This window comes from [Leptolyngbya] sp. PCC 7376, assembly GCF_000316605.1.
GTDB lineage: Bacteria > Cyanobacteriota > Cyanobacteriia > Cyanobacteriales > MRBY01 > MRBY01.
This window is the reverse complement of the sequence record NC_019683.1, coordinates 2,516,217-2,528,507: the sequence shown is the minus strand read 5'-3', so window position 1 is coordinate 2,528,507 and position 12,291 is coordinate 2,516,217. Positions and strand designations below refer to the sequence as shown.

Sequence of the window (12,291 nt, the reverse complement as noted above, 5' to 3'; positions counted from 1 at the left end):
TTTTAGTTTGGGTTAAAAAATATCGTTGGCGGCGCGGTGCAAAAGAGAATGACGATAAACCAAATCATCAATATTTTTTGAATACCCCCCGCCAATGACACAAGCCACTGGATATCCCGCTGCATGGCAAGCACTGAGCACCATTCTTTCTCGACGATAAATTCCTCGGTCAGTCATCGCTAATTTACCGAGGCGATCGCCTACATGGGTATCCACTCCCGCATCAAAAAAAACTAAATCGGGTTTCACTGCGGAGAGGAGATCATCAAGGTGATTGGCGAGGATTTGCAGATAACCATCATCATCTAAACCAGCAGGCAACGGAATATCGAAATTACTGTTTTGTTTTTTGCTGGGAAAGTTAATCTCGCAGTGCATCGAAAAGGTATAAACATCCGGTTCATCTTGAAAAATAAATGCTGTGCCATCCCCTTGATGAACATCGAGATCGATAATTAAAATCTTTTTTGCCAGACCTAAATGTCGGACTGTTTTCGCGGCGATCGCCAAATCATTGAGAATGCAAAATCCAGAGCCATAGGTGGGAAAAGCATGGTGAGTTCCCCCGGCAGTGTTGCAAGCTAACCCATGTTCAAGGGCTAATTTTGCGGTTGTAACGGTACCACCAATTGCTGTCAGCGTTCGGGTCACAACGCCTTTGCTCCAAGGCAAACCGATGCGTCGCTGGGCTTTTTTATCGAGGGTCCCATTGCGATAGGCATCAATATAATTTCGGTCGTGAACCAGCTCAAGCCAATCCATCTCAGGAAATTCCGGCTCATAAACTTGCTCTGATCGAATCACGTCATCCCGCAGCAGCATCTCATACAGCCGCTTAAATTTCGGCATCGGAAAGCGATGTTCTTCAGGGATTGGCGTAACGTAATTTGGGTGATAAATGACGGGAAAACCCATGGTAGAGCTCAAGCAACTTGAGACAGTGTAGCGATTTTACTGGGTTTGGGCTTGGTCAATCTGCCGCTGTAAATATTCAATCCAAATATAACTAGGGTCATTTTTCTCGGAATGATTTGCCAAGATGTTTTTGCGTAATTGTTGGCGATCGCCCTCATTCTCAATCAAACTGGCTAATTTCTGAATAAAGTCCTCACCACTATTCGGATCAAACAAAATCCCATTTTGGTTAGGCTCGATGAGATTTCTAGTCCAATCGCAATCCGGTGCCAGAATTGGGGTTCCTACATAAAGGGACTCTTGCACTGTCCGACCAAAGGTTTCCTTAAGAGATGCAGTCACATGGAAATCCACATTGGCTAGCAAATTGGGTACTTGGTCATGGGCAACTTCTCCTAAAATTTTGGTTGGGAGTTCTTTCATGAAAGGATGGGTGGCGATCGCCTCATCGAGTTCCCCACGACCCGCAACTAAAATCGTGAATTTCTGAGTTATATTTTGTTGTTTTAGCTTAGCCAGATGTTGCAGCGTAAAATCCCAATTCTTATCGGGAGAAAGGCGGCCTAAAAATAAGATTTTGATATTTTGATCAACATCAGGAAGATTGTAGTTTTGGGCAAAAAAATCTGCTTGTTTTAATAGCTCTGGATTTTTAATGACTGGTGGCCCAATGACCTTGGCATAGTCAACATTATTAATGCCCCAAGCCTGTAATTTTTGTTCAATAAAACGGCTACCTACAAGGGTTATGGAACATTGGTTATAGAGCCATTTCGTCAAAAACAAAGCCGCTGTCTTGGCAATTCCAACCAAAAATCCCGGTACATAATCGGGGATGTAATCAATAAAATTCGTTCGATAGCAACCGATATAGGGAATATTATTTTGTTGCGCATATTTTAGTCCCGGTAAACTAAAGAGCGTTGTCCATAACCGTTCTGGCTCTTCAATTTCGATTACGTCTGGTTTGAATTGGGCGATCGCCTCCTCCATCATCTTCAGCGTAGAGCGCTTAGGATTACGTTCTTGGGGCACATCCATCCATTCCTCACTCGCTAAAGAAATAATTTTGATATTGGGAAAAAGATCACCAATATAATCTGACCACTTGGGATAAATTGACGCTATTTCTTGATAGCTAGACACAAAACAAAGTGCTTCATGACCCGCAACCGATAACTGCTTAATTCGTTCGTAAAGCGTAATGCTAACCCCATCATGGGACGGCAAAAACGTGGCCGAAATAATAACAACTTTCATTTTGTCTTTCGTCAGGGTATTAAAACTGGTAGAGGTTGTTCGCGAACCACCCTCACACACATTGCAAAACCTAGAGACTACCAGCTAATTCGGTAATACCTTTGCTTTCAGAAACCTCTAATTTCCATTCACCCACAACATTTAGACCTTCACCATCGAGATAAAGTTGACGACATTTGCGACGCTGAATTTTACCGCTACTGGTCTTCGGAATCGTGGCGGTTCTAATAAGAACGATGCCATAAACTTCGACGGAATGTTCTTCATAAATTGCCTTACGAATCGCGCTGACAACTTCTTCCACATTGAGTTTACGGATATGGCTCCGCTCAACTTCATGAACCACAACTAAACGTTCATCATTTTCGGCCTCAATGGAAAACGCCGCCCCCAAAGATGGTCGCAATGCTGGGTGACATTTTTCGACGGTGGCTTCAATGTTTTGGGGATAACGATAACGGCCCCATAGGATCATGACTTCCTTCATGCGACCCGTGATGTATACCTCGCCATCTTTCACAAAGCCTAAATCCCCTGTTCGCAAAAATGGCCCGCGATCGCCCAAATATTGCTTAAAGGTTTCTGCTGTTTCTTCGGGTCTTCGCCAATAACCCTGACCAATGCCGCCGCCACAAGCCCAAATTTCGCCAACCTTGCCATCTTCTAGCTCTGTTTTGGTTTCAGGATTGACGATCGCCACCTGATCATCTAGCCAAGGTTGACCACAACTCACGATGCCTAACTCACTTTCGGCGCTAGGAACAGCCCGATTTTCTTGTAAGGCCTCTGGGTCAAGATATTGAATGTTGGGCACTTTTGTCGCCTGGCCACCTGTGATAAATAACGTCGCCTCAGCCATGCCATAACAAGGATAGAAATATTCTGGCTTAAATCCAAAGGGAGCAAATACCTCGGTGAATTTTTTAAGGGTTGCAGCTCGCACTGTCTCTGCACCAGAAAATGCCAATCGCCAAGAACTCAGATCTAAATTTTCGAGTTGGGTCGGATCAACCTGTCGCGCCACCAGATCATAGGCAAAATTCGGAGCGCCACTGGTGGTGATTTTGTAATGGGAAATAGTTTCTAGCCATAAACGAGGCCGCTGAATTAACTCTACTGGCGACATCATGATCGACGGAAAACCCGTGTACAACGGCTGAATAATTCCACCAATTAAACCCATATCATGGAACACCGGCAACCAAGTGCCCATAATGCTTTCGGTGTTGTACTCAAAGGCATTACGGATGGTTTCAGAATTATTGAGGAGATTACCCTGAGTGATCATGACACCCTTAGGCTTACCCGTTGAACCCGAGGTGTACTGGAAAAAGGCGAGGTCATCAGCTGTCACTTCAGGATCCTGCCAATTGGTGGCTTCATCAAGGGGAATCTTATCCATTTCCACCAACTCAAGATGGCTGAATTTAGTCGCAACGCCCACACTTTTCAAAGGATTCTTGGCAAGTTTACCCTTGAAATAATTAATGACTTCCGAAGTTGTGACAACTGCCTTCGCCTGGGAATCTTCGATCCTCTCTAATAACTTATCGAGAGCATCGGCGTTCTTACTAGGATTGATTGTGACGGCTACCGCACCCGCATAGGAACAGGCATAAAAACTCGCTACGAATTCCAAGCCATCACTGTAGGGAAAGAGCAATAAAATCCGATCGCCCTTCTGAATTTTTGTTTGGAGATGGGCGGCGATCGCCTTAACTTTGGTTTCTAGTTGTTGGTAGGTGAGGCTGGTGACATTGGTCGGCGTCTCAGAAACGAAAGAATAAGCTAACCGATCTGGAGTAGTAGCAGCGCGATCGCGGAGAACATCAACAATGGTGGAATAGGTTTTCATCGGTTAATTACAACTAGAAACGAAGAATAATTTGGGCGGCGATCGCCAGAATAGTTACAAACTTAATTGCCCCGAACCTTACGGACAATACCGTCAAAATACCAGTTCAGCACAGGCGCGAGCAAACTATGGAGGCGATTGAGTAGCGTCAGTTCTAAACCCGGTGCGATCGTAAATTGTTGCTTTTCAACGCCTTGCAAAATAACAGCGGCAAGCTTATCCGGCTGCCACATTTCAGCCGTCCCCGTAATTTGTTTGGTTTCCTCGGGCTTCGTCTCATTTTCAGCGGCAAGTTGAGGCGTATCGGTGTCGGGTGGATAGACAATAGAAACCCCAATCCCAAAACATTTCAATTCTCCCCGCAGTGATTCCGCCAAACCTCGCAACGCGAATTTGGAGGGGCCATAGGCGGTATAACCATATAAACCAATCAAAGCTGCCCCAGACGAAATAATCACAATGCGACCTTTCTGCCGTTGTTTCATGGCGGGAATTGCCGCTTTAATCGCATACAACGTCCCCAAATAATTCACGTTAATGGCCTGCTCAAAAATCTCTAAGGGCATTTCCTCAAAATAACCAGGCTGCGCCACTCCTGCTGAAGTAATCAATAAATCAGGCACACCAAGCTTGGCGATCGCCTCTTCCACTACCGATGTAATTTGTGTCTTCTCAGAAACGTCTGCTGGAAAACAAAGAATCTTTTGCTCAGAGTTAATACACTCTTTCTCTAAATCAATTTTTGCACCCTCTAAAAGTTCTGGGCGGCGGGCAATCAGCGACAAACTATACCCCTGTTGGAGCAGGAGAGTGGCGATCGCCTTACCAATCCCACTCGACCCACCCGTAATAATGGCGTGCTGCATATATACAAAATTCTCACTGACAAAAAATAATGTGGCTCTATGCCCCCATTTATTTCCCTTTCAAAGGGAGGTGGCGAAGCCGGAGGGATCAAAACTTTCGGCTAGGAAATAATCTCTAACTTGCGACCAACCTCAGCAATGATCGTCAATGCCTTATCAAGATGCTCCTTCGTGTGAGTTGCCATAACACTAGTCCGCAGAGAAGCCTGATTTCGGGGAACCGCAGGATAAACCGCCGAGTTCACATAAACTCCAGCCTCCAACAATTCCTTACAGAAGACCATACATTTCAGGTCATCACCTACAAGCACCTTAATCACAGGCGTTTGAGATTCACCAACCGTGAACCCAAGCTTTTCCAGACTATCTTTCCAATACTTTGCATTCTTATGGAGAGTTTCGACACGCCAAGGCTCTTCAATCAAAATATCGAGGGAAGTAGAAGCCGCAGCTAGAGAAGTTGGTGGAATAGATGCCGAGAACAACATTGAACGACCGTTAAAGCGAATCCAATCAATTACTTTGGCCTCAGCTGCAACCCAGCCACCAATTGATGCCAAACTTTTCGAGAATGTACCGCAGAGAATGTCACTACTGCCGATCATGTCGAAATACTCTTCTGTACCTCGACCTGTTTTACCCAGGACACCGAGGGAATGGGCATCATCTACCGCCAGCGTTGCACCATAACGATCACACAATGCACGCAATTCAGGTAGCGGTGCAATATCACCAGTCATCGAATACACACCATCAACCGTCACCATCGTTGCAGACTTGCCAGCAACCTGCTGTAATTTCTTTTCGAGATCTGCCAAATCATTATGCTGATAGGTCATTACCTTACAGCGACTCATAAATGCACCGTCGTAAATACATGCATGGGCTTCGCTATCGAGAATGATCGTCGTATTTTCATTCATCAATGCTGAGATAAACCCGAGGTTTGCTTGATAACCTGTCGTAAAGACTAATGCATCTTCATGACCGACAAATTTGGCGAGTTTTTTCTCTAATTCGCGGTGTTGGCTAGTAGAACCATTTAATAAGCGTGAACCCGTTAAGCTTGGCCCATCAACAAGAGCCGCTTTTGCCGCTGCACCCCGCACTCGCATATCTGCTGTGAGGCCAAGATAATTATTTGACCCCAACATGACTAGCGATCGCCCGTCAAAAATACAAGTGGCACCTTCATTTCGTTCTAGCTCACGGAAATAAGGCAATAAACCCTGAGCTCGTAGCTGATCCGGTAATGCGAAGTCCCGTGCTTTTTGCAGAACGTCATTATCCTTTTGGAAGGCCAGTCTGAGACGAGAATCTAAATCAATGTCACCCGTGCCATTATTCGATGCTACCTTGCCATTCTCTGAAGTGTGCTCTGCACTTTCACCAGACACTAATTCATAGGACCATGCATCCGTGGCCTTATTCGCCTCCGCGACAATATTTTCGGCCAACTGCGCCACCGTAATATCTTCAAAAAATTGCTCCATTGGCACAGTTAAATCAAAATTATCTTCGACATAACCTTTAATGGCGATCACTTGGATTGAGTCCAAACCGAGGCTTCCAATCTGCTGATCTGGGCGAATCGTATTAGCAGCTAACCCTAACTCCTGCGAAATTTGTTCACAGAGCTTTGTCAATAATGTTGAAATTTCCGCAGCTTTTGATGTTGCTGGATCTGTTGCACCGAGACCAGTTTCTCCCAAAATGTTTTGCCCCACAACAATTAATTCATTATTTAAAAATGCCTCACGACAGGCATGGCGCTGGATTTTGCCACTAGAGGTTTTTGCAATACTACCTGTTTTAATTAAAATCACCCCATAAGCTTGCAGTTCATGGCTTTCTGAAACAGCTTTACGGATAACACCCACCACTTCATTAACATCCAGATCCCGCAGATAGGTTCGTTTAACCTCCTGTACGATCACCAACCTTTCTTGCCCATTCTGGTCAATGGAAAACGCGGCGCCACAGTTTTCCCGCAAAGCCAGGTGAGATTTTTGAACTGTTAATTCGATGTCATGGGGATAATGATTTTTGCCGCGGATAATAATTAAATCCTTTAGACGTCCGGTGACAAACAACTCGCCTCGACTAAAGAAACCAAGATCGCCCGTTCGTAGAAATGAAGCATGATCTTTTTCTTCGAGAGTCGCCTGGAACGTTTCTTCTGTGGCTGATGGGGCGTTCCAATAGCCTGCTGCAATGCTGCCACCACTTACCCAAATTTCACCGACCTGTCCATCTAGACAACAGGTAAAGGTATTCGGGTCAACGATCGCCACTGTCGTATCCATATAAGGACGACCACAACCGACAAAAATATTTTCGGATGGGGCAAGGGATGCTGTTTGAGCCGATTCATTTAGTACAAGATTTTCTGGCTGTACTGTTTTGACAATAGGGCTTTGGTGTTTTTTGCCACCAGTGACAAATAGTGTAGTTTCTGCCATGCCATAGCAGGGATAAAACGAGCTGTGGTTAAACTTGCTAGCACTGAACTTCTGGCTAAATTTCTCTAGGGTTTCCGCCCGTACTGGTTCTGCGCCACTATAGGCTAAATCCCAACTGGATAGATCTAAGCTTGCAAGCTGTTCATCAGAAATACGGTTAATACACAGATCATAGGCAAAGTTTGGGCCACCGCTGGTTGTTGCTTTGTATTTGGAGATCGCCTTTAACCAACGTAAAGGGTTTGCCAAAAAGGCAAGGGGAGGCATCAATACACTGGGGAAGCCGACATAAAGTGGTTGCAGAACATGACCGATTAATCCCATGTCATGGAAGAGGGGTAACCAACCAACACCAACGCTATTTTCGCTATGGCCAAAGGCTTGGTGGATTAACCGTTGGTTATGAATGATATTGCCATGGGTCACCATTACCCCTTTTGGTGTCCCTGTAGAGCCGGATGTATATTGCAGAAATGCTAAGTCTTCGGACTCAATCGGTATGGGGGCAAAGTTGTCTGGATTATCGTCGATCGTATTTGTGGCAATGATCTGCAATTGGGAAAGCTCAGTGTTTTCTTCCCAACGTTGTTCGATCTCGGTCAGAATTGTGGTGGTGGTTAGAGCGATCTTTGCCTGGGAGTTGTTGGCGATCGCCAGTAGTCTTGATAATTTCTGATTGCGTCTGGGTCGATAAACCGGAACCGCGACAACTTTTGCATAGAGACAACCGAAAAAGGCTTTAATAAAATCCAATCCAGAAGAATAAAGAAGTAATGCTTGTTCCCCCTGCCAAGGTTTGAGGTGGGCGGCGATCGCCCGTGCTTGCTGGTCTAGCTCACTGTAAGTCAGACTGTCCGACTCCGTTTCCCCATCTTGCAGAAAAATATAGGCCTGCTGATCGGGCTGATTTTGCGCTCGATGACCCAGAATTTCTAAAAGGGATGCATGGATTCGGGGGGGATTTGGCAGGGTTACCATAAAGCAATCAATTTAAGGGTGTCGGTTACTGGAAGTGATTCATACTAAATTTCCTCAGACTATCGGCAGTAGAGATAACTTAGTTTTTGGGCGTTTTCATATAAGGATGTGAGCTTAGGAAATTGTTTGTTTGACCAGTTGTCCAGTTATTCTAAGCCCACCCCTATTTTTTATAAAGTTTTTGCAAGCAGTATATACTACTCCCTCAAGCTTGTGTTATACACACTCGACTTCAGAGGGACGATCGCCACAAGCCTGAATTACTCTACCGTGACAGACTTTGCCAAATTACGAGGTTGATCCACATCTAGGCCACGATGGGCTGCAATGTGATACGACAGCAACTGGAGGGGAATCACCGCTAACAACGGCGATAGTATTTCCTTAACTGGTGCAACAGGCAATACTTTATCAAAGGTGTGTCCTGCCTCTTGATCATTACTCGCTGTTACACCGATTAATAGGGCATCACGGGCTTTTGCTTCCTGGGCGTTGGAAATCACTTTTTCATAGATCTCTCCCGGCATGGCGATCGCCACCACAGGTACTTTTGTATCCAGCAATGCGATGGGGCCATGTTTCATCTCACCTGCAGGATAACCCTCGGCGTGGATATAACTAATTTCCTTTAATTTCAGTGCACCCTCAAGAGCAATAGGAAAATTTATACCTCGCCCGATGAAAATAAAATCATTAGTATCGACAAAGGCATGAGCCAGCTCTTCAATATCTTTTTCTTGCTCCTCAATGATGGATTCAATCTGTGCTGGCACTTGTTTTAATTCATCAATGAGAGCGCTAATTTCGACGGAGGAAAGGGCTTTTCGTCTGGCCGCCAGTTCCATCGCCAGAAAATAGAAACTCATTAACTGCGCTTCGAAAGTTTTCGTTGCCGCAACCCCAATTTCAATTCCTGCATGGGTGAACATCACCTGATCAACGATCTGGGTAATCGTACTTTCGGAACGATTGGTGATGCCGAGTAAGCGTGGTTTGAATTTTGCATCGGTTCGATGCGATCTCCGTTCTTTCTCCATTTCGAGGGCAGCGATCGTATCTGCTGTTTCACCAGATTGGGTCACTCCGATGGTGAGAGTGTTGGGCATTATTGGTGAGGGAGAATAGCGAAATTCTGATGCATAGTACACAAACGTGGGAATACCCGCCAATTGCTCTAAAAGATATTTCCCAACGAGGCTGGCATGCCAACTGGTTCCACAGGATACGATTTGGATATGGTCAATATTATCGAGAAATTCTGGTGGGTTAATCGAGAGATTGATCGGATGTTCTGCGTCTAGATTGAGATAGGCCTCAATATTGGTACGGACAACGGCAGGCTGCTCATAAATTTCCTTGAGCATATAGTGCCGAAAACCCTGCTTTTCAACTGCAACAGGATTCCAGTCGAGGGTGCGAGGCGTTTTCTTAAGACGCTCGCCCGCAAAGCTATAAATCTCCATTCCGAGGGGCGTCATCCGTGCCATCTCGCCATTTTCGAGGGTCAAGATTGCGCTTGTGTGTGGAATCAGAGCTGTAATATCCGATGCACAGAAAAATTCACCTTGTCCAAACCCTAGAGTTAAAGGAGCCTGCTGCCGTGCCACAATCAACTCATCTGGATAGTCTGCGCAGATAACACCAATGGCAAAGGCTCCCTCTAAACGGGCGATCGCCTTCTGTACCGCGTCCAAAAATGGCTCATCACTACCAACTGTCTCTTTCAATAAATCAGAAATAAGGTGAGGAATAACCTCTGTATCTGTCTCCGATAGGAAGTTATACCCTTTTTCCTGCAATTCCAGTCGTAATTCTCGATAATTCTCGACGATGCCGTTTTGAACAACCGCGACTCGTTGCGACATGTCCAAATGAGGGTGGGCATTGTGTACTTCAGGCTTTCCATGGGTTGCCCAGCGCGTGTGCCCAATACCAATCTGCGATGGCGTTTGTTGGTTTTCTAACTGTTCCCGTAGATGATAAAGCTTGCCTTTTGCCCGTACCGAATGAACTTGATCATCCCAAATTGTGGCGATCCCTGCCGAATCATAACCGCGATACTCCAGACGCTCTAGTCCACCGACTAGAATATCCGTTGCCGCTTGCGTTCCTAAATAGCCGACGATGCCACACATCGTGATACTCCTCTCAACACACAAAAAATGACTAAACCTATCCTAGTATCCTTTCCCAAGGCTTCCGTTCATCCAAAACTTAAAAACTATCTGATTCCGGCACAATACCGTTACCCGATTGGTTGAGGAAAAGATTACCAGCCGCATCATTCTGATAAATACAGTTAATTTTCGGAGAACCTTGTAAACTGCCTGTATAACCAAACGTATTCATCCGACGCTTACAATCATTAACCTGTTCCGATGTGATGAGGTTTTGTTTTTCAAGGATGGCCCAATTATTTTGTCGGATCACACAGCCGGGCTGCATCTGGGGCTGCGTTACGAAAACATTAAAGGGATTGAGCGTGACATACACCTGCATATTTGTCACAATCGCACTAGCACCAAATTGCTGACACAATTCAGCGTCAGGAGCTTGGCGATCAATCTCGAGGCGGGAATCAATACGTGCCGGGTTAGAATTGGTACTGGAACTGAAGCCAATGCCTGTTGTAACCCCTAAGACAAAAATTCCCCCAAATAGGGCAAGGGTTGCATAATTAAAGTTGAATAGCGGCTTTTTTACTGAGTTCTGCTCCGGATATTGTTGCCGTCGGTCATAATTCGGGCGATCGTAGCGAGAGCGGGGTTTACGTTTCATTAGGACTTAAAATTTTAAGGAATAATGGCTCTAAAGCCTCTGCAAACTCTAGTAAATTTCTAAATGATCACTGTACTCAATATAGCGATTTAGATTCCTCAACGGAGGTTCTTTCGAGGTTTTTCATGGCGGATCGGCATACTCTAACTTTGCTTGATATTTTGATTTCGGCACGATTGGCAATTAATTATATTTCAGAGATGTCTTGGAGCGATTTCCTCGGAAATATTATTGTGCAGGATGCAGTGATTCGACGTTTGGAAATTATGGGTATTGCGTCGCGGAATGTCCCCCGTGAGCTCCAGGAAGAAATCCCCCAGTTACCTTGGTACGAGTTAGAGCAGATTGCACGGACGATGAGTGAGGAATATGCGGTGGTGAATATCGCATTTGTTTGGGATCTGGTTCACAATGATTTGCCTCGTTGGTCTCGTACTTTAGAAGTGATTTTGCCTGATAAAGGGTTTGCAACGACAAAGCTTGAAGTTAATTAAGATGCTTGGTTTTTGTGGGATTGGTGAGCGATTGTGCGCAAGGTTTGGTTGGTGCGGCATGGTAATCGTCTAGATTTTATTCAACCGAAATGGTTTGTTTCTGCTCAATTTCCCTATGATTCACCGTTATGTCCTGCTGGGACATTACAGGCTCGGGAGTTAGCGCAGCGGTTAAAGAGTGAGGTTGTTGGGCATATTTTTGTGTCACCCTATCGTCGGACGTTGGAGACGGCTATGGCTGTGGCGATCGCCTATCAATTATCCTTAAAAGTTGAAACTGGTTTAGGGGAATGGCTGAATCAAGATTGGATGCCGGGAAAACCGAAATTAACGTCTGAGCCGTTGCAATATGCAGATGAGTTAATTGAGCGAAATTATAAAAGTTTTGTTGTGCCGCAATATCCAGAGAGGCGATCGCCAATGTTGCAGCGATCAGCCAAAACCATGCAATTTTTATTGACAAACTATGCAGGCAATCTGTTGGTTGTTGGTCACAAAGAGCCGTTAATTGGTTGTGCGATCGCCCTATTAGGAAAAGAACCCGAGTTTAGTTTTGATGTCTGTGCCATTTCAGAATTCACTCAGACGGGCAAGCATTGGGACTGTACCCTTGCAAATGATCAAACCCATCTCAGTGACCCAGGAGTAAAAGTTGCCCCATGTGACGAATGCTAGGACGTTTT

Annotated in this window: 9 protein-coding genes; 2 read left to right on the top strand and 7 right to left on the bottom strand. The window is 45.3% G+C overall.

Annotated elements, in window-relative coordinates; genetic code table 11:
* Positions 1 to 12: 12 nt before the first annotated feature.
* The 7 genes from LEPTO7376_RS11200 to LEPTO7376_RS11170 all read right to left on the bottom strand — a co-directional run bounded on the left by LEPTO7376_RS11200 (position 13) and on the right by LEPTO7376_RS11170 (position 11,114).
* A complete protein-coding gene (locus LEPTO7376_RS11200) occupies positions 13 to 915 on the bottom strand; it encodes a histone deacetylase (protein WP_015134289.1) in 903 nt (300 codons plus the stop codon).
* 36 nt (positions 916 to 951) lie between these two features.
* Complete coding sequence (locus LEPTO7376_RS11195) at positions 952 to 2,175, bottom strand: glycosyltransferase (protein WP_041763503.1); 1,224 nt, start codon at positions 2,173 to 2,175, stop codon at positions 952 to 954.
* 70 nt (positions 2,176 to 2,245) lie between these two features.
* On the bottom strand, positions 2,246 to 4,030 hold the full coding sequence (locus LEPTO7376_RS11190) for a fatty acyl-AMP ligase (RefSeq protein WP_015134287.1): 1,785 nt from the start codon (positions 4,028 to 4,030) through the stop codon (positions 2,246 to 2,248).
* A gap of 62 nt (positions 4,031 to 4,092) precedes the next feature.
* Positions 4,093 to 4,896 (bottom strand): SDR family oxidoreductase, encoded by an 804-nt coding sequence (locus LEPTO7376_RS11185; protein ID WP_015134286.1) that lies wholly within the window; start codon positions 4,894 to 4,896, stop codon positions 4,093 to 4,095.
* A 101-nt stretch (positions 4,897 to 4,997) separates the two neighbouring features.
* Positions 4,998 to 8,336 carry an aminotransferase class I/II-fold pyridoxal phosphate-dependent enzyme gene (locus LEPTO7376_RS11180; protein WP_015134285.1) on the bottom strand — a complete coding sequence of 1,113 codons (3,339 nt, stop codon included), beginning with the start codon at positions 8,334 to 8,336 and terminating at the stop codon, positions 4,998 to 5,000.
* Between the two features lie 260 nt (positions 8,337 to 8,596).
* A complete protein-coding gene (gene glmS, locus LEPTO7376_RS11175) occupies positions 8,597 to 10,471 on the bottom strand; it encodes a glutamine--fructose-6-phosphate transaminase (isomerizing) (RefSeq protein ID WP_015134284.1) in 1,875 nt (624 codons plus the stop codon).
* Between the two features lie 79 nt (positions 10,472 to 10,550).
* Positions 10,551 to 11,114, bottom strand: coding sequence for a DUF3172 domain-containing protein (locus LEPTO7376_RS11170; RefSeq protein ID WP_015134283.1), 564 nt, complete (start codon positions 11,112 to 11,114; stop codon positions 10,551 to 10,553).
* Positions 11,115 to 11,239: 125 nt separating this feature from the next.
* Here LEPTO7376_RS11170 and LEPTO7376_RS11165 point away from each other — a divergent pair, with 125 nt between their 5' ends.
* Positions 11,240 to 11,608 carry a DUF86 domain-containing protein gene (locus LEPTO7376_RS11165; RefSeq protein ID WP_015134282.1) on the top strand — a complete coding sequence of 123 codons (369 nt, stop codon included), beginning with the start codon at positions 11,240 to 11,242 and terminating at the stop codon, positions 11,606 to 11,608.
* A gap of 33 nt (positions 11,609 to 11,641) precedes the next feature.
* A complete protein-coding gene (locus tag LEPTO7376_RS11160) occupies positions 11,642 to 12,283 on the top strand; it encodes a histidine phosphatase family protein (RefSeq protein ID WP_015134281.1) in 642 nt (213 codons plus the stop codon).
* Positions 12,284 to 12,291 lie beyond the last annotated feature (8 nt).

What these genes read in the sequence shown, in the direction of transcription:
- glmS (WP_015134284.1), bottom strand. Translation starts at nt 10,471, where the DNA reads ATGTGTGGCATCGTCGGCTATTTAGGAACGCAAGCGGCAACGGATATT.
- LEPTO7376_RS11195 (WP_041763503.1), bottom strand. Translation starts at nt 2,175, where the DNA reads ATGAAAGTTGTTATTATTTCGGCCACGTTTTTGCCGTCCCATGATGGG.
- LEPTO7376_RS11180 (WP_015134285.1), bottom strand. Translation starts at nt 8,336, where the DNA reads ATGGTAACCCTGCCAAATCCCCCCCGAATCCATGCATCCCTTTTAGAA.
- LEPTO7376_RS11185 (WP_015134286.1), bottom strand. Translation starts at nt 4,896, where the DNA reads ATGCAGCACGCCATTATTACGGGTGGGTCGAGTGGGATTGGTAAGGCG.
- LEPTO7376_RS11170 (WP_015134283.1), bottom strand. Translation starts at nt 11,114, where the DNA reads ATGAAACGTAAACCCCGCTCTCGCTACGATCGCCCGAATTATGACCGA.
- LEPTO7376_RS11200 (WP_015134289.1), bottom strand. Translation starts at nt 915, where the DNA reads ATGGGTTTTCCCGTCATTTATCACCCAAATTACGTTACGCCAATCCCT.
- LEPTO7376_RS11165 (WP_015134282.1), top strand. Translation starts at nt 11,240, where the DNA reads ATGGCGGATCGGCATACTCTAACTTTGCTTGATATTTTGATTTCGGCA.
- LEPTO7376_RS11190 (WP_015134287.1), bottom strand. Translation starts at nt 4,030, where the DNA reads ATGAAAACCTATTCCACCATTGTTGATGTTCTCCGCGATCGCGCTGCT.